Origin of the sequence: Collinsella aerofaciens (assembly GCF_039836695.1) — a bacterium.
Lineage (GTDB): Bacteria > Actinomycetota > Coriobacteriia > Coriobacteriales > Coriobacteriaceae > Collinsella > Collinsella aerofaciens_BD.
The window spans coordinates 23,285-45,587 of record NZ_JBDPAC010000020.1 but is presented as its reverse complement, the minus strand read 5'-3'; the positions used below and the strand labels follow the sequence as shown (position 1 = coordinate 45,587).

Sequence of the window (22,303 nt, the reverse complement as noted above, 5' to 3'; positions counted from 1 at the left end):
GGAGCGGACAACGGGGCTCGAACCCGCGACCCCAACCTTGGCAAGGTTGTGCTCTACCAACTGAGCCATGTCCGCTTGCGGGTTATTAATTTACGCGAGTTGTCCAAAAGACGCAAGTACTTTTTTCAAAAAACTTGTCTGCCGCATGTTCTTAGTAGCTAAACGCGCTAAAGCGATTGGCTAGGCACACGATTCCAGCGCTCCGCTAAACAGCTTCACCATCTGTACGCGCGTGCCGGCGCCGTCCGTACGACGAGCAACCTCCACGTTATCGACGAGCATACGCATAAGCTTGATGCCACGGCCGCGCTCCTCGGATGCGACCGGCTCGCTCGTTTCATCGATAGAATAGCCGGCACCTCGATCAAGCACCTCAACCACAACGCGATCGCCATAGGCCTGAACCGTCAGGACGCACCCGATACCGCCCGCATGGTCATAGGCATTACCCAGCGCCTCCCCCGACGCCAATGCGACATCGTAGCGCTCGTCACGGCGCAACGGGAGCGATTCAAGGAGTTCGGCGATGCGATGTCGGTAGTATGGAAGATTCTCGATACCCTGACGGACCTCGACGCTCTTACTCCAGCGAGGCAGCTCCCCCACCGGAATGGCGGGAATAGACTCCCGTGCCGGCCCCGCGACATGAAGGATATCGACAAGACGAGCAATCTCCAAAAAGCGAACAACTTCACCTGATGCATTGACGAGCGAAAGCAGGCCTTCTCGCCTCATGAGCTCACGAGCGCGCGTAAGCAGGAATGCCAAGCCCGTCGAATCGATAAAGCTAACAGCCTGACAGTTGATGACGACACGACGCACGCCGCGGCCAATCAAAGCATCCAACCGCCGACGCAGCGCAGGCACCGTGGCGATGTCGATATCGCCTGGTGGCGTCAAAACCGCTATGTCATTCCACTCATTCATACGACCATGGTTCCCCAAAAGAGCTTGTTCGATGCATGCGTTTCCGCAACCGTGCGGATTCGACGCGCCCAGCGTCGCTGTTTAGGACCGGCCCCGCAAAAACTCAAGGGACACCAATGCAATGTCATCGTCCAGCGCCGATTCGGTAAATCGGTCGAGCTCGCCCAAGACCTTGCCGCAGATTCCCGATACGCCCTCACCCGAGACAGAGAGCAGAAGGTCACGAAGGCGCTGCTCGCCAAAGAACGCTCCGGTGCGGTCGCGAGCCTCAATCGTTCCATCCGTATACATGAAGAGCATGTCGCCAGGAGCGAACGTAAACACGCCCGTCTCGTAAACCATGCCTTCGAATGCGCCGATTACGCCCGATTGGCATCCAAGCAGTTCGACCTCTCCCCCACGGGCCACGCCGCCGCCCAGCGGCATCGACTCTGGCCTGATGACCATGGTCGGAGGATGGCCCGCCGAACAATACGTTGCGCGTCCGGCTTTAAGGTCAATCTTGGCGATAAAGGCCGTCACGAACGTCTCGACCCTCGAAAAGCCCATGAGCATGCTGTTAAGGGAGCGTGCCATGCGGGCCGGGCCAGCGCCCTCCCAGGCATATGCCGTCAGGGCCGTCTTGACGAGCGCGGACATCGATGCGGCCTCAATGCCTTTGCCAGACACATCACCCAGAATCATGACGGCGCAGTCGTCGGGAAGTCGGACGAGCGTATAGAAATCACCGCCGACCAACGCCGAGTTCGTGGCCGACAGGTACACCGAATCGGTTGCGATACCCGGAACATCCCCCAGGGAATTTCTCATGCCGATCTGGAGGGTCTGAGCGATATGGCGCTCCTCGCGCTTTTGAGATTCGCCTTCGTAGATCAGTTCAAAGTCATGCGCCAAGTGCACCAAGTAGTCATATTCAAGGTCATCAATCGGCTCTTGGCTACCATCACGAAGCAGCAGCGCGCGCGTCGTCGGGCTCTTCGCAACAGAAGCAGGAACAATCGCGTCGTTACTGTGCTTGCCATCACCCTCAGAGCGCGGGCGCCCCGCCTCGATGCCGGAGTCGACGTAGAGACCTTGACAAGGCAGACCATGCGCCCTAAGCCAGCCTCCCATAGGCATCGATTCGTCAACGCGAGTTATACGGACGTGTTTAAGGTCCTCGGAACTCGTGCCGCCCAAAACAGATGCCTCAAAGCCATCAGGGCCAGCCCCCAGACGTGCCGCTGGCGCCGTCGTGGAAAAGAAAAGCTTCTCGGGATCGTCCGGCAAAGCAACGCGACTGCCACCTTCAAAATCTATAACGTAGGAATCCAGACTGGCGTCATACTCAACAGGGCAAAAATGACAGTTAAGCATATTGCAGATCTCGGACGATACCGCCTGGGTAGCCGCGGCAGAATCGTCTAGAAAGGTAAACAACTCATCACGCAAGACATTGAGCGAGCGGCCAAGCTCGGCCGTGCGACGGGAGCGAAGGCTCGATGCCATGCCGACCAGCTGGATAGACAGGTAATCGCAAATGACCTCGAGCACATTAACGTCATAGGCGAGCGGTGCCTGAGGGCGTTTCCAACCAACTTCCAGCACGCCAAGGATCTGCGTACCGTAAAAAACGGGAAGACAGATCTCGCTGCGGTACGGAGGCATATCCTGCATACGCAACAGGTGCTTAGAACGATTGTCCAGGTCCATAAACATACCGGAGGCGGCCTTATCACCCTCAAGGTCCTGTTGAATCGACAAGCGACAGGCACGCGACTCACGAAGAACATACGTCGGAATGCCAGCGCCATACGGCAAAAACTCAGGCAGGTAGCTGTCGTACAGCTCCTTGGAAACACCGCGAAGTTTAAAACCGCCGCTCTCAGAAAAATAGATAGCAGCACCCGAAGCATCGAGCGTTCCTACAAGCTGGTTCAAAACGGTATCAAGTAGGCTGGGCAGCTCATCGGAGCCCACGGTACTCATAATGACCGAGAGCGTGCCAGAGAGGCGCTTGTTCGCCACTCTAAGCTCCGAAAGCGCACGCTTGAGCTGACGGTCGTGCGAATACTGTTCTTCGATGCTATGGAGCGCCACCAGGACACGTGGCGCGCGGCGCCCAAAGATGCGTGGAGGCGTTACGGAGCCCGCACGAACCAAGACGGGGATAAAGGAGCCGTCACTCAGCTTGAGCATCAGTTCGTTCTCGGAGCCATCAGTTTCAAATGGCAGACGATGTTCCGTCGCACGTTCAAAAGCGGACGAGTACAGGACATCTTTAACATCTCCACCGATGACGTCGGCGCGTTCCTCGCACATCAAACCAAGTAAGCGATTATTCACATGCAGAATGGTTCCGTCGAGCTCGCAGATGATGACAGCATCGCTCGTGATCTCGACTAGTTGGGCAACGTCTGCCCACTCGTTGCGTTCAAGCGTTTCCATCGTGGACCCCACCGTCTATCGGTAACAAAAAAGCCTCCGAAGAGGCTTCTCAAATGCGATGGTGTCGGAGGCGGGACTTGAACCCGCATGACCAAAAAGCGGTCACTAGCACCTCAAGCTAGCGCGTCTGCCAATTCCGCCACTCCGACATGCTATGTTGTTGATTCACGGTTCGTTTTGTTGGACCCGCGCGTTCAACGAGGAAAATAATAACCTATGATTCGAGAACTGTGCAAGCACTTTTTTCAAAAAAGTTTACGAATTTGTAAATGCGCAGGTAGACTGACCTGTTCGGGCCGGAATGAGGTTGCTTTCCAACGCGTCCTCGGGCATGCGGCATTATTTTGCTCAGCGCTTCGCGCTACAAAATAATGCCGCCCCCTGCGGAATGCGTTGGAAAGCAACCTCATTCCTGCCCTAGGAGTATGTACTCCGGACACAGTTCTCAAAAATGTTCTGGGGGCTGATGCAAATTTGGTGGCTCGGCAAAGCCGAGCCCATATATAAAGAGGCCGGAGCTAAAGCTCCGGCCTCACTAACTTTCCTATTAGATTAAGTGAGCGATCGAGGAATCGCACTCCCCCTGCCGAGTTACCGCAGGGCCCGCCCTGAAGTTACTTTTCAGAACACTCCGCAGGACGCAAGAAACCCCCGCCGCACGAAGTGCGCAGCGGGGGTTTCTTGCATGTCCGAGGACGTTCTGAAAAGTAACTTCAGGGCGGGCCCGGACGATAACAACCAGCTACAAGTCGATGTGCGATTCCTTGATCGGGAACGGCTCGGCGAAGTGGCACGCGCAGCAGTGACCAGGTGCAACTTCCTTAAACTCGGGAAGCTTCTCAGAGCAGATACCCTGAGCGATCGGGCAGCGAGTGTGGAAACGGCAACCGGTCGGCGGATCCAGCGGCGACGGCGGATCGCCAGCGAGGATGATGCGCTTGCGGGTCTTCTGGATATCAGGATCGGGAACCGGCACGGCAGACAGCAGCGACTGCGTGTACGGATGGTGAGGCTCACTATAGAGCGTCTTCCAGTCCGAAACCTCAACCATCTTACCCAGATACATAACGGCAACGCGATCGGAAATGTGCTGCACGACGGACAGGTCGTGAGCGATAAACAGATACGCGGTACCGAACTTGTCCTGGAGTTCCTTGAGCAGGTTCAGAACCTGGGCCTGAATGGACACATCCAAAGCGGAAACCGGCTCGTCGCAGATGATCAGCTTGGGCTTCAAAGCGAACGCGCGGGCGATGCCGACACGCTGACGCTGACCGCCGGAGAACTCATGGGGATAACGGTTGATGTGCTCGGGGTTCAGTCCGACAACGTCGAGAAGCTCGCGGACGCGCTCAATGCGTTCCTCCTTGGTGCCCACGCCGTGAATGGTCATGGGCTCGGAGACGATCTCACCGATGGTCATACGAGGGTTGAGCGAAGCATAAGGATCTTGGAAGATAAACTGCATCTCGCGACGCATGTCCTTGATCTCATGCTTGCTCATCTCGGCAACATCTTTACCCTGGAAGAACACCTTACCGGCGGTCGGCTTGGTCAGGCGCATGATAGTACGGCCCGTGGTGGACTTACCGCAACCAGACTCGCCAACCAGACCGAAGGTCTCGCCAGGATAAATCTCAAAAGAGATGTCATTTACAGCAGAGACGACACGCTTGGAGAAGCGCTTGGCGAACATGCCGGACTCAGCGGGGAACTCCTTAGAGAGGTGCTCGACCTTCAGCAGCGGAGTACGCTCGTTGGTATCTGCCATTACGCCTCGCCTCCCTTCTTGGAATCCTTGCGCGTACGGGACGTCACAGGAACGTTCTTGAGGAACTCGGGGTCGCCAGCGTAGTGGCACGCAGAATAGTGACCAGACTCGGTAACAAAACGCTCGGGGCGCTGCTTGCGGCACTTATCCGTCGCATAGGGGCAGCGAGGAGAGAACACGCAGCCCTCGGGCAGGTTCATGAGCGAAGGCGGGTTGCCATGAATCGGCGTAAGCGGCTTCTTCTCATCGATGGCCTGCTCCGGGATGGAGCGGATAAGGCCCCAGGTGTAGGGGTGGCGGCTCTCGTAGAAGATTTCCTCAGCAGTACCGAACTCGACGGGACGGCCGGCGTACATAACCATGATCTTGTCGGCCATATCAGCGACAACGCCCAGGTCATGGGTGATCATGATGATGGCGTTGCCGTTCTTCTCCTGCATTTCCTGCATAAGCTCAATAATCTGAGCCTGAATGGTAACGTCCAGGGCAGTCGTGGGCTCGTCAGCAATCAAAATATCGGGATCGCAGGCAAGAGCCATGGCAATCATGACGCGCTGACGCATACCGCCAGAGAACTGGTGCGGATACTCATTGACGCGCTTCTCGGGCTCGGGAATACCAACGAGGTCCAAAAGCTCGGTGGCACGCTTGAGCGCCTCCTGCTTGGAGTAGCCGCGGTGCAGACGAAGACCCTCGCCCACCTGCTTGCCGATCTTATAGACCGGGTTCAAGGAGGTCATAGGATCCTGGAAGATCATCGCGATGTCGTTACCGCGAATGTGCTGCATCTCTTCCTCGGTCATCTCGAGGATAGAACGACCGCGATAGCGAACGTCGCCGCCCTCGATCTTTCCCGGAGGCATCGAGATAAGACCCATGATGGTCATGGCGGTCACGGACTTACCGGAGCCGGACTCACCGACGACGCCCAGGGTCTCGCCGCGATCGAGCGTGTAGGAGACACCGTCGACAGCGCGAACAACGCCATCCTCGGTGTGGAAATACATCTTAAGGTCATCGACCTCGAGCAGATGCTGGCCCTCGGGAACCGGCTGGTCCTTCAGGTCCACATAGTTCTTGTTCTTCTTCATCCTTATGCGTCCTTCATCTTGACGTCGAGGGCGTCGCGCAGACCGTCACCCAGCAGGGTGAAGGCGAGCACCGTCGAGAGAATTGCCAGACCGGGCATGATCATCATCCAGGGAGCAGTCAGAAGATACTGCTGACCGTCCTGAATCATGGAGCCCCACGAAGGCGTAGGCGGAATAACGCCCATGCCGAGGAAGGACAGAGCGGACTCGGTCAGAATGGCGCCACCAATGTTCATGGTCGCGTAGACCACAATGGAGGCGACGGAGTTCGGGAAGATGTGACGCACGACGATACGAGCATCAGATGCACCCATCGCGCGCGCAGCGTCAACATAATCGTTTTCCTTGACCGTCAAGATTGCAGAGCGGAAGACGCGCGCAATCGAAGGCCAGCCAAGAATGCCGATGGCAAAAAAGACGTTCTGAAGACCACGGCCGATAACGGCGATCATGGCGACAACGAAAAGCACGTACGGGAATGCCAGGAAGATATCCGCGCAGCGCATGATGATCGTATCCCAGATGCCGCCGTAGAAACCGGCTAGGGCACCCATGACCAGACCAATCACCGTGGAGATCGCAGTGGCCATAATACCGACGGAAAGCGAAACACGTGCACCGTAGATAACGCGAACGAGAATGTCACGACCAAGGGCGTCGGTGCCAAACGGGTGCTCTGCACACGGAGCCATCAGCGACGTCTGGGCCATGGTGGTCGAGTCGGAAGCCGTCGGCGAACCGAGCCAGGGCTTAGCCCACAGATCTGCGGTCAGGGCAACCACAACGACGATGATGATCCAGCAGACACCGATAACGGCGAGCTTGTTCTTACGAAGACGCTTAAAAGCGTCGCCCCACAGCGTGCGGGACTTGGCGGGAGCAGATGCGGCCTTGGTGGCGGTAGCCTGCTCCTGAGACTGAGAATCAGTTTCCTGCATGAGACGTACCTCCCTTAGGCCTTATCCGACGGACCGCCAAGGCGGATGCGCGGGTCGAGGAATGCATAGCTAATGTCGACGAGCAGGTTGATCACCATGACGACGACGACGATGAGCGTAACGCCGCCCATAACGATGGGCCAGTCACGCATGCTAATGGCGCGATAGACCTCATAGCCGATACCGGGCCAGTTAAAGACCGTCTCGGTCAGGATGGCGCCCGAAAGCATGCCGCCAAAGTCGACACCAATATAGGTAACGACGGGGATAAGTGCATTCTTAAGCGCATGCTTGATGATGATCGCGCGATTGGAGAGACCCTTGGCTTTTGCCGTACGGATGTAATCCTGGTTCATGACGTCAAGCAGCTGCGAGCGCATAATGCGGGCAGCATAAGCGGTCGAAACCGAAGCCAGCGTAATGGTCGGAAGCACATAGTGCATCCAATCCTGATACTGAGAGCTGGCACCGCCGGCACCCGAGATCGGCATGGAGAATGCACCGCCCGTGGCGTCCTTGAGAATGACGCCAAAGAACAGTTGCAGCAACATACCGAGCCAGAAGGCCGGGACGGCAACGAGGATCGACGTGGTGAGCGTTACCAAAATATCCCAGAAGGAATAACGCTTTACCGCCGAAATGATACCCGCACCGATACCCATGATTGCCTCGAGCACGATGGCGCACGCGGCAAGTTTGACCGTATACGGATACTTCTGGGCAAAGATTTCCGTAACCGGCAGCTTGCGCTGATACGAATTGCCCAGATCGCCATGAAGCAGGCCGTTCATGTAATACAAGTAACGGTCCACGAGCGACGTTTGAACGGGGTCGCCGTTCTCGTCAAGGATCGCGTTGCCGTCCTCGTCCGACTGGACCAGGTGATAGCGGACGCGAAGCTGAAGCTCCACCTCGGGGGACAGAGCCTTGTCTCCACCGATCAGCTTGATCGGATCTCCCGGCACGATATTCTGGAGGGCGAACAAAATCAGCGTAACGCCCAAAAACACCGGGATGAACTGAAGCACACGTTTAACGATGTACTTACCCATACCACTCCCCTATCTAGGGATTAACCTAAATGGGATGCCGATCGCCAGACCGGCATCCCAAAATTACCATCAGCCAGTTTACCCCAGGTTAGGGAGAACTGTATGTTTCCCATGAGGTCTACGTAAATACTTGACCCTCACGGAAGCTGCAAACTCTTAGGCGAGCTCAGCGGTACCCAGATCGGCGTGCTTCTGCGGATCGACATAGAGGTGCTTGATGCGATCGGAGCCGGCGATGGTGTGCGTGTAGAACATCACCGGGATGACCGGGCAGTCGGCAGCGACCATTGCATCGGCCTCCTGCATCTTAGCGACGCGCTCTTCGTCGTCAACCGTGGTACGGGCCTCGTCGACCTTGGCGTCGAACTCGGGGTTGTTGTAACCAGAGCGGTTGTCGCCACCGAGGGAGTCGGAGTGGAACAGCGGATACAGGAAGTTGTCCATGATCGGGTAGTCAGCAATCCAACCCAGACGACCGAACTGATAGTTAAAGTTCTGATACTGCTCGAGCAGGGCAGACCACTCGGGGGTATCGGAGACAGCGGTAACGCCAACCTTGGCGAGGTCGCCGATGATGGACTCCATGATCTCCTTGTGGCCACCGTCCTGGTTGTAGGAAAGGGTCACGTTAATGCCACGATCGCCGTTAGCACCAGCGGGAGCAACCTTGTCGAGGTACTCGTTAGCCTTGTCGACGTCGTAGGCGCAGAACTCCCATGCGCCCTCCTTGTAGCCATCGATGCCCGGAGGAACAATGCCGTCGGCAGGGGTACGGGTACCCTTGAAGATGGTCTTGCAGATGGCCTCACGGTTGATGGCCAGGGAGATACCCCTGCGCAGGTCGGCGTTGTTGAACGGCTCGGCCGTGTTGTTGCAGGTCAGGTAGTAGGTGGAAGGCTCGGCGCCGAGCAGCATGCGCTCGCCGTCACCCATGGTGTAGCCGTCCTTGGACACGCCGCGATCCTTCTTGGCAGCGTCGATCTGAGCAACGGGAACGTCGCAGACATCGAGGTTACCGGCCTGGAACTCCTTGTAAGCGGTCTCCATGTCCTTGATGACCTGGAAGTGGATGCCATCGATCTTGGCCTTGTCGCCATAGTAATCGTCGAACTTCTTGAGGTTGATCTCCTGACCATCCTCCCACTTGCCGTCCATCATGAACGGGCCGTTACCGACCGGTGCAAGGTAGAAGCTCTTGACATCGGACTCGGCGCACTCGGGAACCGGGGCCAGAGCCGGGTGAGAGGCGACGAAGGGGAAGTCGGCGTAAGCGGAAGACAGCTTGACGACGAGGGTCTCATCGTCGGGGCAAGTAACACCGCTGAGCTCGGTAGCGTTACCGGCAAGCAGGTCGTCATAGCCCTCGACCATGGAAAGGTGATAGGAGACCTCGGAAGGGCCGTACTCGGTAGCGATGGCCGACTTGGTGTTGACCAGACGCTCCCAACCGAGCTTGAAGGACTTGGAGGTAACGTCGTCACCGTTGTGGAACTTGGCCTTCTTGATCTTGAAGGTAAACTCGGTGGCGTCGTCGTTGGCCTCAAAGGACTCGCAAGCCAGCGGAACGATCTCGCCCTTCTCGGCGTCATAAGAGGTCAGAGCGTCAAAGAGCTGGTACTCGACCTGAGTGCCCTGGTCCTCCTGGACATTGTAGGGGTCGATGCAGACCGGGTTGTTGATGTAGAAGTTCAGCGTCGAACCGGACTCAGAACCGGAAGCGTCGCCGCCCTTCTTGCCGCATGCGGCAAGAAAAGCCATGGAGCTCGCAGCGAGGGTGCCGCCAACAAAGGCGCGACGACCCATAACGGGCTGGTGGAACATAGAATCAGCCATGCCATCCTCCTTATGAGATAGGACAAAGAAATGTTCAGTCGGACATATGTCGAGACAATCCGATCCGAACCATCAAAACGCCGCCCGCTGCTATGGCTGGTTATGCACAACGGACCAACGTTTCGCAATACAGTAGCGCATTTTATGCACGATTTGGGGCTAATTCCGGTTAACGGTCGAGAATTTCTTTAGTTGGGCGAAGTATGTGGGGATATTTTGACTCTGTTACAAATATGTAAACAAAAAGGGTCCCGCACCTGCGAGACCCATTGCAAACGTATATACGCCGATGCTTAGTAGCCGACGATGCCCTGCGGGAAGAAGAACATGCACAGGACGACGCACACGGCAAAAACAACGGCCATAATTACCGTCAGGCGATCGAGGTTCTGCTCCATGACGCCCGTGGCAGAGCTGGAGTTATACAGCGAGCTAGCGATCATATCCGAAACGCCGGTGCCCTTACCGGAATGCATCAGGACGAGAATCGTCAGCGCCACGGCAGAGACAGCCCAAACGACAAACAGAAGAATCTGGAACGGACCCATAGATAAGCTCCTTAATAGAACAGTTCAAACTCCAGTACTGTACCACAATCCCCCGCTCTCCCCTACCTGCCACTCAAGGACGGGGTGGAAATGGCAGAAATACCAAAAAGGGGGTTGTCCGGTTGTGGACAACCCCCTTACTAGAAAACGGTATTTGTTTTCTATTAGGCCTCGGTGGCGAGCACGCGGCCCGTCATCTCGGCGGAAGGCTCAATACCAGCCATGGTGAGCATGGTCGGAGCGATATCGGAAAGACGGCCGTCCTCGATACCGGTGAGCTGTGCCTTCTCATCAACGATGATGAACGGCACGCGGTTGGTGGTGTGAGCCGTAAACGGATGCTTGGAACCGTCGGAAGCAACGTCAAACATGTGATCGGCGTTGCCGTGGTCGGCGGTAATCAGTGCAAAGCCGCCCTTGGCGAGAATCGCCGGGACAACCTTGGACAGGGCATCGTCAACAGCCTCGACAGCCTTAACGGCAGCGTCGAAGACACCGGTGTGACCAACCATGTCGCAGTTCGCGAAGTTCACGATGTAGAAATCAGCGCGATCCTCGTTGATGGCGGCGACGAGCTTCTCGGTAACCTCGGGAGCGCTCATCTCGGGCTGCAGATCGTAGGTAGCAACCTTGGGGGAAGCGACGAGCACGCGCTCCTCGCCCTCCTTGGGCTCCTCGATACCGCCGTTGAGGAAGAACGTCACGTGGGCGTACTTCTCGGTCTCGGCAGTATGCAGCTGCTTCAGGCCATTGGCGGCGATGACGTCGGCCAGGACGTTCTCGGGGAACGTCTTGGGGAAGGCGACCTCGACGTCAAACGTCGGATCGTACTCGGTCATCGTCACAAAGTGCGAAAGCTTGATCTGCTCGCGCTCAAAGCCGTCGAACTCCTTGTCCGTGAACACGCGGGTCATCTGACGAGCGCGGTCGGGACGGAAGTTGAAGAAGATGGCCGCGTCGCCCTCGTGAATGCCCTCGTTGTGGGCAGCGAAGGGCTCGACGAACTCGTCGCCGCGCGGATCCTTCTCGTAGTAGGCCTTGATACCGGCAACGGGGTCGGTATCGGCATCGGACGCGTTGACCATGACGTCGTAGGCGCGCTGGATGCGCTCCCAACGATTATCGCGGTCCATGGCCCAATAACGGCCCGAGACGGTGGCAACGCGAGCGTCGCAACCGGTCTCCTCGGAGATCTTAGCCAGGAAGGCGCAGAACTCACTCATGTAACCGGCACCGGACTGCGGGTCAACGTCGCGACCATCCATGAAGGCGTGGACGCGAACGGTCTTGACACCGTGCTCGGCAGCCATCTTGACCAGAGCCTCGACGTGGTTCATGTGAGAATGAACACCGCCAGGGCTCATAAGGCCCATGAGGTGGAGAGTCTTACCGTCAGCCTTGACGTCGTCCATAGCCTTGACAAAAACCTCGTTCTTGGCGATGGAGCCGTCCTTGATGGCGTTGTTGATGCGCGAAAGCTCCTGGAACACGATGCGTCCGGCACCGATGTTGAGGTGACCCACCTCGGAGTTACCCATCTGGCCATCGGGAAGACCCACGTCCTCGCCCGAAGCGCCGAGCGTGGTGTGGGGGTACTTCTCGTACAGGCTATCGAGGAAGGGCGTCTTGGCAGCGGCGACGGCGTTCTCGCCATCGGCCGGAGCAAGGCCGCAACCATCCATGATGATCAGAAGTGCAGGAAGATGACGCTGTGCCATATGTCCTACTCGCCTGCCTTGACGACCATAGAGGCGAAGTCGGCAGCCTTGAGCGAAGCGCCGCCCACGAGGGCGCCGTCAACGTCGGGCTTGGCGACGAGCTCGGCAATGTTGCCGGGCTTGGCGGAACCGCCGTAGAGAACGCGGATGCCGTCGGCGAGCTCCTCGCCGAACATCTCCTTGAGGGTCTCACGGATAGCGCCGCAGACCTCCTGAGCGTCCTCGGCGGTAGCGGTCTTGCCGGTGCCGATGGCCCAGATGGGCTCGTAGGCGACGACGACCTGCTTGGGGCAGGTGATCTCAAGGCCAGCAAGGCCAGCCTTGACCTGGTTCACGACGTGCTCGACATAGGTGCCAGCCTCGCGGACCTCGAGGGACTCGCCGCAGCAGAAGACGGGAACAAGACCGGCGGCAACGAGAGCCTTAGCCTTCTTGTTCTGGTCCTCGTCGGTCTCGTGGAAGTAGTCGCGACGCTCGGAGTGACCGATGATGCAGTAGGTGCAGCCAGCGGACTTGAGCATGTCGCAAGAAGACTCACCGGTGAAGGCACCCTTGGCCTCCCAGTACACGTTCTGTGCACCTAGGGCGATGGGGGCAGCCTGAATGCGGTCATGAACCGTGGTGATGTCGATGGTCGGAGGGCAGACGAGTACCTCGACGCCAGCCGGAACCTCGGGCAGAGCCTGAGCCAGCTCGTCGGCGAGCTTGGCGGCCTCGGCGACGTCGTTGTTCATCTTCCAGTTACCAGCGATAAGAAGGGTGCGATTAGGCATCGAGAAGCGCCTCCACTCCGGGCAGGGCCTTACCCTCGACAAGCTCCATGGAAGCGCCACCACCGGTGGAGATCCAGCTCATCTTGTCGGCCAGGTTGAACTTGTTGACAGCTGCGACAGAGTCACCACCGCCGATGATCGAGGTGCAGTCAGCCTCGGCGAGAGCCTCGGCGATAGCCTGGGTGCCGTGAGCAAAGTTGTCAAACTCGAAGACGCCCATGGGGCCGTTCCAGAACACGGTCTTGGCGCCCTTGACAGCCTCGGCATAGAGCTCCTCGGTCTTGGGACCGATGTCCATACCCTCACGATCGTCGGGGATAGCATCGGAAGCAACAACCTCGGGGACAGCGTCCTCGCCAAAGTGATCGGCAACACGGTTGTCGATGGGGAGCAGGATCTTGACACCCTTCTCCTCGGCCTTCTTGAGCATCTCGCCGGCGCGCTCGACCCAGTCCTCTTCCTTGAGGGACTGACCAACGGACAGGCCCTGAGCCAGGAAGAAGGTGTAGGCCATGCCGCCACCGATGATCAGGGTGTCAGCGGAGTCGATGAGGTGATCGAGAACGCCGATCTTGGAGGAAACCTTGGAACCGCCGACGATGGCGACGAAGGGGCGCTCGGGCTCGGCGAAGATGCCGGTCAGCGTGTCGACCTCCTTCTCGAGCAAGAAGCCGGCGACGGCAGGCAGGTAAGCGGCGGGGCCCACGACGGAACCCTGGGCGCGGTGAGCGGTGCCGAAGGCATCAAGAACGAAGACGTCACCATAGGAAGCGAGCTTCTTGGCGATCTCGGGATCGTTCTTCTTCTCACGCTTGTCAAAACGGACGTTCTCGAGAACGAGGACCTTACCCGGCTCGACGGCGGCGACAGCCTCAGCAGCCTTCTCGCCGTAGGTGTCAGCGACAAAGGCAACGTCGAGACCAGAGAGCTCAGCGAGCTTCTTGGCGACGGGCTCGAGGGACAGCTCGGGCTGGAAGCCGGTGCCCTCGGGACGGCCGAGGTGGCTCATGAGGATGACGCGAGCGTTGTGCTCAACGAGGTAGTTGATGGTGGGCAGGGCAGCCTTGATACGGGTGGTGTCGCCAACGACGCCATCCTTGATAGGCACGTTAAAGTCAACGCGGACGAGAACGCGCTTTCCGTCGACATCGATGTCGCGGACGGTCTTCTTGGTAAAGGCCATGTTTGCTTCTACCTTTCGTACGTGTCTGCCTCCTATTACGGCAGACGATTTCTTATAAAAAGGGCGCGACCCTAGGGTGTAAGCCCTATAAGGCCGCGCCCTTCTTTAGACGCTCAACGAGCTATTCGCTAAAAGCTAAATTAAGCAACGAACTTCTCGAAGTACTTGATGGTGCGGACCATCTGAGAGGTGTAGGAGTTCTCGTTGTCGTACCAAGAGGTGACCTGAACGAGGGTCTGGCCGTTGCCGAGGTCAGAGCACATGGTCTGAGTGGCGTCGAAGATGGAGCCGTGGGTCTCGCCGACGATGTCGCGGGAGACGATCTGGTCCTCGTTGTAGGCGAAGGTCTCGGGGATGGTCTCGGCGTAGGCCTTCATGGCAGCGTTGACCTCGTCGACGGTGACCTTCTTGTCAACGACGGCGTAGAGGTTGGTCAGCGAGCCGGTCGGCGTCGGGACGCGCTGGGCGGCACCGATGAGCTTGCCGTTGAGCTCGGGGAGAACCAGGCCGATGGCCTTGGCAGCGCCCGTGGTGTTCGGGACGATGTTCTCGGAGCAGGCGCGGGAGCGACGGAAGTTGCCCTTGCGCTGCGGGCCGTCGAGCGGCATCTGGTCGCCGGTGAAGGCGTGGATGGTGGTCATGATGCCGGACACGATGGGAGCGAAGTCGTTCAGACCCTTGGCCATCGGGGCGAGGCAGTTGGTGGTGCAGGAAGCAGCGGAGATGATGTTGTCCTCAGCGGTCAGCGTCTCATGGTTGACGTTGTACACGATGGTGGGCAGATCGCTGCCGGCCGGAGCGGAGATGACGACCTTCTTGGCGCCAGCGTTGATGTGGGCCTGAGCCTTAGCCTTGCTGGTGTAGAAGCCGGTGCACTCGAGAACGACGTCGACGTCAAGGTCGCCCCAAGGCAGGTTGTTAGCGTCGGCCTCCTTGTAGATCTTGATCTCCTTGCCGTCAACGGTGATGGAATCCTCGCCAGCAACGACCTCGTGATCGCGAGCGTAGTTGCCCTGCGTGGAGTCGTACTTCAGCAGGTAAGCGAGCATATCGGGAGAGGTGAGGTCGTTGATAGCGACGATCTCGGAGCCCTCATGACCGAACATCTGACGGAAAGCCAGACGACCGATGCGACCGAAGCCGTTAATAGCAACCTTTACTGCCATTGTGTCTCCTTTCGTAAGGCCCCCGCGAGCTACAGCGCCCGCCGTTGAGGCCCACAAACTAACCACTCGCCTAATATACCTTTTTTTTGACTTGAATTTCACGAGAATGCTCGAAATTGAAAATCAAATTTACGTTAAAACGTTTTAAAGACTAAAATAGCAGCTAAATCCATATATAAGTCGTTACTTCAAACTACCTGTTTGCTTCAATGAGCTTTTCAAGCCGTAAAACACGATGGTAGAGGGCTGACTTCGACAAGGGAGGGTCAGCCATCTCCCCCAAATCACGCAGCGACAGATCAGGATAGCGCTCGCGCAGGTCGCAAAAGACCGCCAAGGCATCCGGAAGCGCATCGCGAAGGCCACGCTGCTCGAGCTCATCGATAAGCGCAAGCTGATGTTGGGCAGCACCGGCGCTTCTGGTCTGGTTGGCGAGCTCGGCATTCACGCGACGGTTCACATCGTTCTTAACCAACTTGACCGCGCGCGCCTCCTCAATCTCGGCAACGCTGCGCTTGGCACCAATCAGCTTTAATAGATGCTCGATTTCCTCGGCGCTCTTAATGTACACGGCATATGACCCCCGCCGTGCATTAACACGAGCATGGACCCCAATCTGCTCCAACAGATCGCAAAGTCCCTTGGCATATTGCTCGCCCTGCACTGCGATCTCCAAATGAAAATCGCCGCGTGGATCGGCCACGAAGCCGCCCGCGATGAGCGCGCCGCGGATATAGGCAAGTCTACAGCAAGGACGGGCAACGATATGTCGGGGTACGCCGGCGACAAGTCCTCCCCTACGGTCGAGGATACCCAGCAGAACCAAGGCCTTATCCAGGTCTGGCTGATCAGGCAAGGTGATGAGGTAGTTTCGAACCTTATGCAAGACAGATTTGCGGACGGTGAACTCCGTTTTGAGCTTAAGGATACGATGCGTCAGCGTGATCATCGTGCGTGCGACGGCTCCCGTCTCAGTCGCAACCGTCAAACGATACCGCCCAGAGCCGGCAAGCGAGAGCGTACCACTCACGCGCGTGAGGGCGGCGAGCGTCGACAAGTCGCAGTATTCACATTCGGGTTCGCAGCGCGCAAGCTCGTCGCGCACCTCAGCGGTAAACGACATGCAGGCCTATGCCTTCGTATTGGCGCGCGACAGGTCGCGGTGGGAGATGCTCACATGATACTGAGCGCCTTCCAGGTAACGGGCCGTGGCCTCGGCAATGGCAACGCTGCGGTGCTGGCCGCCCGTGCAGCCGATGGCGATAGAAAGCTGCGGCTTACCCTCCGCGATATAGCCCGGCATCACCGTATCGAGCAGCTGTGTCCAAGCCTTCCAAAACTCCTGCGTCTTGGGATGGTCCAGAACAAAATCGGAGACCTTTTTATCGAGACCGGTCATCGTGCGCATCTCGGGATCGTAGAACGGATTAGGCAGGAAGCGGACGTCGATCATAATGTCCGCCTCGACGGGCATGCCGTGCTTAAAGCCAAACGAGAACACGTGGACGTCCATGAGCTGCTGGTCGGACAGCTCGGAAAATGCCATACGTAGCTTGTTGCGCAACGCAGAGGTGCGCAGACGGCTCGTGTCGATAATCATATCGGCTCGGTCGCGCACGCCCTGAAGCTGAAGGCGCTCGCGCTGAATGGCATCGGCCGTAGTCTCCCCCGGCTTGGCAATGGGATGACGGCGGCGATTTTCGCTGTAGCGACGAATCAGCACCTCGTCAGAAGCCTCCAGGAACACGATGTCGCAGCTCATCTCGCGCTCTTCGAGCGCGGCGACCGCATCGAGCAACTCGTCAAACAGTCCCTGGCTACGCAAATCGCAGGTGACGGCGAGATGCCTGCCCACGCCCGTATTGATGCCGACGAGCTCGGCAAGCTGGGCGATGAGACGTGGAGGCAGGTTATCGATGCAAAAATAGCCCATGTCCTCGAACACGTGCATGGCCTGCGTGCGGCCCGATCCGGACATTCCGGTGATGATGACGATATCGGGGATGCGCTCCGAGCGCTCCGCCGCATCCATGGCATCTCCCTTTTGCATGTGCTGCCTCCCGAAAACAAGCGCGGGACCCAGCAACCCGGATCCCGCGCGGTCAATTGCTTATAGTTGAGTATACCGCCCCGAGCGGATACGAGGCCTGTCTTACGCCTCAAGCGCGGCCTTGAACCAACTCGTAATACTCGTGGGGTGCGTGATGGCGGTGCCGACGACAACGGCCCAGGCGCCAGCATCGATCGCGGCGCGAGCCTCCTCGGGCGTGTGCACGCGGCCCTCGCAGATGATGGGAAGACCGGGGAATTCCTCGGTCGCCTGACGCAGGAGCGGCAGATCGGGGCCATCGGCCATGGTGCAGTCGATGGCGGCGACACCGTGAGAAAGCGTGGTAGATACAAGGTCGAAGCCCATATCAACCGCACGGCGAATGTCCTCGATGGTGGCACAATCCGCCATCAGGAGCACACCCTCCTCGTGCAGCGGGCGGAAGGTATCCTCGACCGACTTGCCGTCGGGACGCGGACGATCGGTGGCGTCGATCGCCACGATATCGGCACCCGCAGCAACGCAGGCGCGAGCGTGACGCAGCGTCGGCGTGATGTAAACGCCCTCGTGCCCATCCTTCCACAGGCCGATAACAGGAACCTCACAGCGACCCTTAATGGCGGCAATGTCGGCAAGGCCCTGGCAGCGAATGGCGGCGGCGCCGCCGAGCTCGCAAGCACGAGACATTTGAGCCATGGTCTCGGGCGTACGAAGCGGCTCGCCCATATACGCCTGAACGCTCACGACGAGCTTACCCTTCAGGGATTGAATCAAAGGATCGACGGTCATAAGGCTGCAACCTTTCTCAGAACAGTCTCCCGAGGCGTGTTGTCTCGGGAGGCTCCTACAGAAGATTCGTTTACTTCAACGAGGCAAGAAGATGCTCAGCGGCACCGATGAGCGGAGCATCGCCCTCCAGAGAACCGATGAGGATCGGCGTGTCCTGAAGCGGATCGAGCGCCTGGCTGGCATAGCCCTCGTACACCGAATCCTTCCACGTCTGTGAACGCCAATCGGGACCTTGGTGAATCACGCCACCCGAAAGCACGATGACCTCGGGGTCCAGGATGTTAGCGAGCGAGCCCAAGCTGGCACCCAGCGCAAAGCCGGCGTCATGGATGACCTCGGTCGCCTTTGCGTCGCCCGCGCGGCACAGGTCGTTCACATCGCGACCGACCGAAGGACGGCTGGGGTCGACGCGGCCAAAACGCTCATCGTACATTCGACCAATGGAAGTGCCCGAAGCAACCGACTCCAGATGGCCAGAACGCCCGCAGGCGCAGGGAATGCCGGCGGCAGCCGAGCACTCGATGTGGCCCATATGGCCAGCAGCACCATGGAAGCCTTGCATCACGCGGCCGTTCTCGACATATGCGCCGCCGATGCCCGTACCGATGCCAAGACACAAGACGGAGAACTTGCCCTTGCCGACGCCCCAGTGGGCCTCGCCCAGAGCATGAGCCTGCACGTCGCCTACAACGGCAACGGGAAGACCGAGGTCCTCGCGCAGACGCGGCCCCAACTGGACGCCGGACCAGCCGGGCATGATCTCGTTGGCATACGCGATGGCGCCCGTCTTGGGATCGACGACGCCGGCAGCACCGATACCGACGCCAAGGACCTCGACATCGGGATTCGCCTCGAGAGCAGCCTTGATGGACGCCTCGATACGATGGAAGACGGCCTCGCCGCCCTCTTGGGCCTCGGTGGGAACTTCGGCCTCAAAAACGGGATGAGGCACGCTACCGCCAGCCGGGTACTCCATAATGGCGGTCGCAATCTTGGTGCCGCCGATATCAACGGAGCAAATGTACTTGTTCTCCATGTCGCTCTCCTTAGGAGATAAAAACAACTACAGGAAATGCGCCGTCAGGCTAGCCGTCACAGCGCGGTAAAGGTTTTCCAGGTGCCCGAGGTTGGGGTGAAAGTGGTCGGGCGTTGACCTAATGGGTCACGCCCGACCACTTGAGCCCCAAGATCGGGTGCCTGGGGAAGCTTTACAGGAGACCGTTGTCCTGGAGGACCTTCTTAATAGCCTCGACGTTCTCGCCGGTCATGGCCTTCACCGGGCGCGGCATGGTCGGGCTGTCGAAGATGCCCATGAGGTTCATAGCGGTCTTGAAGGCGCCGACGCCACCGGCATAGCCCTGGACGCCCGAGGTGACATCCCAGATGTGCGAAATCTCATTGAGGCGATCCTGCTCGGCCTTGACGGTAGCCCAGTCACCAGCCTGAGCGGCCTTCCACTGACGCACGTAGCCCTCGGGCTCAACGTTGGCGAGACCCGGGACGGAACCGTCGGCGCCACCGAGGTAGGCGCCGTCGACAACAACCTCGTGACCGGTGAGAATGCTCATCGGATGGCCGTTCTTCTCGTTCTCCTGAACGAGGTAGCGGAACGAGATGTCATCACCGGAGGAATCCTTGACGCCAGCAAGGACGCCCTCGGCGCCGAGCTTGGCAAGGAGCTTCCAGGGGAGTTTGGTGTGAACGCAGACGGGAATGTCATAGGCAAAGATGGGCAAGTCGAGTTCCTCGTGCAGGATGCGGAAATGCTCCTCGACCTCGGTCATGCCCTGCAGGGCATAGAACGGGCAGGTGGCGACAAGCGCATCGGCGCCCAGCTCCTGAGCGACCTTGCCGTGCTCGATCATGCGCTCGGTCTCGGTATCGATGATGCCGACCAGAACAGGCACGCGGTGGTCGACGATACGGACGGCCTCGGCGATAATCTGGCGACGGCGCTCGTCGGTGGAGAAGACGACCTCGCCCGAGGATCCCAGGAAGAACAGTCCATCGACGCCGGCGTCGATCATGCGGTTGATGCTGCGCTCAAAGGAGACAACATCGAGTTGGTGATCTTCGGTATCGGGAACAACGACGGGAGGGATAACGCCGGTGAATTTCTGAGTTGCCACAAGAATCTCCTTAGTTGTCTGGCGGGCGGCCCTGTGCCACCCACTCTTGTTGGCAGTGTCCAGGCCGCCTAGGCCAAAGAACACGGATAGAACGTTTGGTTAAAAAAGTCGACGACTTCGTTTTCGAACGCATTGATGCGCTCGTGAGCGTATTTGGCATAGATGATATGCCTCCGGTCACACTCAAGACCGTTGAATACGGCAAACTGATCCTTGGGATCGCTCGCGGTATCCATAAGCGATGTGCCCATGAGCACCGATCCGCGCACCCGAGACGACAGCGCCTCGAGGCCGCCAGGAAGCGGATTGGCAACCGCCGTGCAGGCGAGGCCCCGCTCGTCCAGAGCAGAAACCGCCAGCGCGACTCCGCCGCCAAGACCCTCGCCCCATGCAAAGATGCGGTCGGGGTCCATGCCATCAAGATTGCGCGCCACCTTCGCCAGCGCGCAACCCCAACGGACGCGCTCGACAAAAGCGGGCGAAGAAATCCCCCGCTGCAGGTCGTCCGCACCAGCAACATCGTCATCCAGCGCGAGGACGGCATACCCCATGGCGGCAAATCTCGTCATGTGATGCCAGCCGCGCACAGGCCGATCGATGTCGTGGAACATCAGGCACAACGGCACGCGCTCAGATACTCGGGCACGACCGACAGGCTCGATCAAACGAGCGTGAATCGCATCGTCACCGAGCTCAAAGGAGACCTCCGAGTAACGGGCGCAGGGGTTAACAAAGTCAATCGCCGTAATGGCCAGGCCTTGAATCTCAAGATTCGAAGCGCATGTCTCTAAATCAGAAACATCTGCTTGGACATCACCGCGCCAGTCCCGATATTCTGCGAGCCTTGACGAAACCGTTCCAGGAATTCCCACAAGCCCGGGGACAATCAGCTCGTCAACATTGCTCTCGCACTTAGACATGAGCCTCCCCTCCCTTGCAGAAAAACGGAATGATCAAATCGTCAAAATCCTGAATCTCCTCGTGGCCAAAGCCTTCAAAGAACTCATGACGCTTTTCGCAGGTCAGGTTGTTATAGACCGCAAACTGCGTCGCTGGCGGACAGACGATATCGGCTGTGCCAATGCCAAACAGCACGGGGCATTTGACCATAGGGGCAAAGTTCTTGGAATCGAAGTACGCCAGCTTGGCATAGGCTTCGTCAATACGAGTCGAGTCCTCGTCAAACCAGCGAGACCAATAGCGCAGGCCCTCGTAGGCAATGTCGTCGGCATCCAAATCCCAGACCAGGCGGAAATCTGACAGGAAGGGATAGAGGATGGCGGCACGATTGATAAGCTCGCTGTTAAGCGCACAGGTCGCAATGCCCAAACCGCCGCCCTGCGACGCGCCGTTCACAAACACACGCGCAAGATCGATGCCCTCGAGCTCGCGAACGATGCGGCACAGGATGCGAATATCTTGGTGCAAGCGGACATAGTAGAGGTTGGCCGGGTCGCCGTCGATACCGGCGACGATATGACCGGCAACCGTTGTGCCCTCAAATCCACCAATGTCCTCGGAGGGACCTCCTTGGCCGGGGCAGTCGAGGGCGATGAGTGCCATGCCCATGCCCGCAAACGACGCCTGCTCAAACCAGCTGCGGCTTGCACCCGGATACCCATGGAACTGAAGTACCAATGGCACGGGCTCGTCCGAGACAGGTTTAAGGTATTTGGCATGCAGGCGCGCGCCACACATGCCGGTATACCAGAGGTCGAAAAGCTGGCAGGTCGCGGCATCGGCGACCGATGCCGTCTCGATCGCATAGTCAAGCCCGACGGCGTCGGCCTCGGCCATGCGATCCTTCCAAAAGAGATCGAAATCTGATGGACGGGGCATGGCGCCTCGGTATTCACCAAATTGATGTTGTAGCTCCTGAGCACTTGGCATGGCTCGTGAACCCAACCT

General features: G+C 58.5%; 19 protein-coding genes and 2 tRNA genes. All 21 read right to left on the bottom strand.

The annotated features are described in order from the left end of the window. Positions 1–2: 2 nt before the first annotated feature. The 21 genes from ABG996_RS08900 to ABG996_RS08800 all read right to left on the bottom strand — a co-directional run bounded on the left by ABG996_RS08900 (position 3) and on the right by ABG996_RS08800 (position 22,285). A tRNA-Gly gene (locus ABG996_RS08900) sits at positions 3–75 on the bottom strand. 105 nt (positions 76–180) lie between these two features. Next, positions 181–927 carry an anti-sigma factor antagonist gene (locus tag ABG996_RS08895; protein WP_055286928.1) on the bottom strand — a complete coding sequence of 249 codons (747 nt, stop codon included), beginning with the start codon at positions 925–927 and terminating at the stop codon, positions 181–183. Between the two features lie 81 nt (positions 928–1,008). Next, a complete protein-coding gene (locus ABG996_RS08890) occupies positions 1,009–3,354 on the bottom strand; it encodes a GAF domain-containing SpoIIE family protein phosphatase (protein WP_347478610.1) in 2,346 nt (781 codons plus the stop codon). A 59-nt stretch (positions 3,355–3,413) separates the two neighbouring features. Then, positions 3,414–3,503: transfer RNA gene (locus ABG996_RS08885), tRNA-Leu, on the bottom strand. A gap of 593 nt (positions 3,504–4,096) precedes the next feature. Further along, positions 4,097–5,125, bottom strand: coding sequence for an ABC transporter ATP-binding protein (locus ABG996_RS08880; RefSeq protein ID WP_022094888.1), 1,029 nt, complete (start codon positions 5,123–5,125; stop codon positions 4,097–4,099). Continuing rightward, on the bottom strand, positions 5,125–6,216 hold the full coding sequence (locus ABG996_RS08875; protein WP_347478613.1) for an ABC transporter ATP-binding protein: 1,092 nt from the start codon (positions 6,214–6,216) through the stop codon (positions 5,125–5,127). The genes ABG996_RS08880 and ABG996_RS08875 overlap by 1 nt, the downstream gene beginning before the upstream one ends. A 2-nt stretch (positions 6,217–6,218) precedes the next feature. Then, positions 6,219–7,154: an ABC transporter permease gene (locus tag ABG996_RS08870; RefSeq protein ID WP_152067641.1), complete on the bottom strand. Its 936-nt coding sequence runs from the start codon at positions 7,152–7,154 to the stop codon at positions 6,219–6,221. Positions 7,155–7,168: 14 nt separating this feature from the next. Then, complete coding sequence (locus ABG996_RS08865; protein WP_195520694.1) at positions 7,169–8,206, bottom strand: ABC transporter permease; 1,038 nt, start codon at positions 8,204–8,206, stop codon at positions 7,169–7,171. A 156-nt stretch (positions 8,207–8,362) separates the two neighbouring features. Next, the gene (locus ABG996_RS08860; protein WP_229077154.1) at positions 8,363–10,039 is read right to left on the bottom strand and encodes a peptide ABC transporter substrate-binding protein; all 1,677 of its coding nucleotides are present in this window, start codon (positions 10,037–10,039) and stop codon (positions 8,363–8,365) included. 293 nt (positions 10,040–10,332) lie between these two features. Beyond that, positions 10,333–10,587, bottom strand: a complete 255-nt coding sequence (secG, locus tag ABG996_RS08855) for a preprotein translocase subunit SecG (RefSeq protein WP_006236144.1) — start codon at positions 10,585–10,587, stop codon at positions 10,333–10,335. A 164-nt stretch (positions 10,588–10,751) separates the two neighbouring features. Beyond that, the gene (gene gpmI, locus ABG996_RS08850; RefSeq protein ID WP_006236146.1) at positions 10,752–12,305 is read right to left on the bottom strand and encodes a 2,3-bisphosphoglycerate-independent phosphoglycerate mutase; all 1,554 of its coding nucleotides are present in this window, start codon (positions 12,303–12,305) and stop codon (positions 10,752–10,754) included. 5 nt (positions 12,306–12,310) lie between these two features. Then, positions 12,311–13,078, bottom strand: a complete 768-nt coding sequence (tpiA, locus tag ABG996_RS08845; RefSeq protein WP_089572945.1) for a triose-phosphate isomerase — start codon at positions 13,076–13,078, stop codon at positions 12,311–12,313. After that, positions 13,071–14,261, bottom strand: coding sequence for a phosphoglycerate kinase (locus ABG996_RS08840; RefSeq protein ID WP_035138885.1), 1,191 nt, complete (start codon positions 14,259–14,261; stop codon positions 13,071–13,073). The genes tpiA and ABG996_RS08840 overlap by 8 nt, the downstream gene beginning before the upstream one ends. Positions 14,262–14,401: 140 nt before the next feature. Beyond that, a complete protein-coding gene (gene gap, locus ABG996_RS08835) occupies positions 14,402–15,427 on the bottom strand; it encodes a type I glyceraldehyde-3-phosphate dehydrogenase (RefSeq protein ID WP_055286941.1) in 1,026 nt (341 codons plus the stop codon). A 193-nt stretch (positions 15,428–15,620) separates the two neighbouring features. Further along, positions 15,621–16,550 carry a DNA-binding protein WhiA gene (gene whiA, locus ABG996_RS08830; RefSeq protein ID WP_022094879.1) on the bottom strand — a complete coding sequence of 310 codons (930 nt, stop codon included), beginning with the start codon at positions 16,548–16,550 and terminating at the stop codon, positions 15,621–15,623. 6 nt (positions 16,551–16,556) lie between these two features. Continuing rightward, positions 16,557–17,477, bottom strand: coding sequence for an RNase adapter RapZ (gene rapZ / locus ABG996_RS08825; RefSeq protein ID WP_022094878.1), 921 nt, complete (start codon positions 17,475–17,477; stop codon positions 16,557–16,559). A 102-nt stretch (positions 17,478–17,579) separates the two neighbouring features. Continuing rightward, a complete protein-coding gene (locus ABG996_RS08820; protein ID WP_006236154.1) occupies positions 17,580–18,266 on the bottom strand; it encodes an N-acetylmannosamine-6-phosphate 2-epimerase in 687 nt (228 codons plus the stop codon). Positions 18,267–18,336: 70 nt separating this feature from the next. After that, on the bottom strand, positions 18,337–19,302 hold the full coding sequence (locus tag ABG996_RS08815; RefSeq protein WP_347478615.1) for an ROK family protein: 966 nt from the start codon (positions 19,300–19,302) through the stop codon (positions 18,337–18,339). Between the two features lie 172 nt (positions 19,303–19,474). Beyond that, positions 19,475–20,395: a dihydrodipicolinate synthase family protein gene (locus ABG996_RS08810; protein WP_117746686.1), complete on the bottom strand. Its 921-nt coding sequence runs from the start codon at positions 20,393–20,395 to the stop codon at positions 19,475–19,477. A gap of 68 nt (positions 20,396–20,463) precedes the next feature. After that, a complete protein-coding gene (locus ABG996_RS08805; protein ID WP_347478616.1) occupies positions 20,464–21,315 on the bottom strand; it encodes an acetylxylan esterase in 852 nt (283 codons plus the stop codon). Further along, a complete protein-coding gene (locus ABG996_RS08800) occupies positions 21,308–22,285 on the bottom strand; it encodes an acetylxylan esterase (protein ID WP_347478617.1) in 978 nt (325 codons plus the stop codon). The genes ABG996_RS08805 and ABG996_RS08800 overlap by 8 nt, the downstream gene beginning before the upstream one ends. Between the last annotated feature and the right edge of the window lie 18 nt (positions 22,286–22,303).

Excerpts from the sequence above, each read along its gene's own strand:
- tpiA (WP_089572945.1), bottom strand. The coding sequence starts at position 13,078 with ATGCCTAATCGCACCCTTCTTATCGCTGGTAACTGGAAGATGAACAAC.
- ABG996_RS08800 (WP_347478617.1), bottom strand. The coding sequence starts at position 22,285 with ATGCCAAGTGCTCAGGAGCTACAACATCAATTTGGTGAATACCGAGGC.
- gap (WP_055286941.1), bottom strand. The coding sequence starts at position 15,427 with ATGGCAGTAAAGGTTGCTATTAACGGCTTCGGTCGCATCGGTCGTCTG.
- ABG996_RS08870 (WP_152067641.1), bottom strand. The coding sequence starts at position 7,154 with ATGCAGGAAACTGATTCTCAGTCTCAGGAGCAGGCTACCGCCACCAAG.
- ABG996_RS08820 (WP_006236154.1), bottom strand. The coding sequence starts at position 18,266 with ATGACCGTCGATCCTTTGATTCAATCCCTGAAGGGTAAGCTCGTCGTG.
- whiA (WP_022094879.1), bottom strand. The coding sequence starts at position 16,550 with ATGTCGTTTACCGCTGAGGTGCGCGACGAGCTTGCGCGCTGCGAACCC.
- ABG996_RS08860 (WP_229077154.1), bottom strand. The coding sequence starts at position 10,039 with ATGGCTGATTCTATGTTCCACCAGCCCGTTATGGGTCGTCGCGCCTTT.
- secG (WP_006236144.1), bottom strand. The coding sequence starts at position 10,587 with ATGGGTCCGTTCCAGATTCTTCTGTTTGTCGTTTGGGCTGTCTCTGCC.
- ABG996_RS08815 (WP_347478615.1), bottom strand. The coding sequence starts at position 19,302 with ATGGAGAACAAGTACATTTGCTCCGTTGATATCGGCGGCACCAAGATT.
- ABG996_RS08840 (WP_035138885.1), bottom strand. The coding sequence starts at position 14,261 with ATGGCCTTTACCAAGAAGACCGTCCGCGACATCGATGTCGACGGAAAG.
- ABG996_RS08895 (WP_055286928.1), bottom strand. The coding sequence starts at position 927 with ATGAATGAGTGGAATGACATAGCGGTTTTGACGCCACCAGGCGATATC.
- rapZ (WP_022094878.1), bottom strand. The coding sequence starts at position 17,477 with ATGCAAAAGGGAGATGCCATGGATGCGGCGGAGCGCTCGGAGCGCATC.
- ABG996_RS08865 (WP_195520694.1), bottom strand. The coding sequence starts at position 8,206 with ATGGGTAAGTACATCGTTAAACGTGTGCTTCAGTTCATCCCGGTGTTT.
- gpmI (WP_006236146.1), bottom strand. The coding sequence starts at position 12,305 with ATGGCACAGCGTCATCTTCCTGCACTTCTGATCATCATGGATGGTTGC.
- ABG996_RS08880 (WP_022094888.1), bottom strand. The coding sequence starts at position 5,125 with ATGGCAGATACCAACGAGCGTACTCCGCTGCTGAAGGTCGAGCACCTC.
- ABG996_RS08875 (WP_347478613.1), bottom strand. The coding sequence starts at position 6,216 with ATGAAGAAGAACAAGAACTATGTGGACCTGAAGGACCAGCCGGTTCCC.
- ABG996_RS08805 (WP_347478616.1), bottom strand. The coding sequence starts at position 21,315 with ATGTCTAAGTGCGAGAGCAATGTTGACGAGCTGATTGTCCCCGGGCTT.
- ABG996_RS08890 (WP_347478610.1), bottom strand. The coding sequence starts at position 3,354 with ATGGAAACGCTTGAACGCAACGAGTGGGCAGACGTTGCCCAACTAGTC.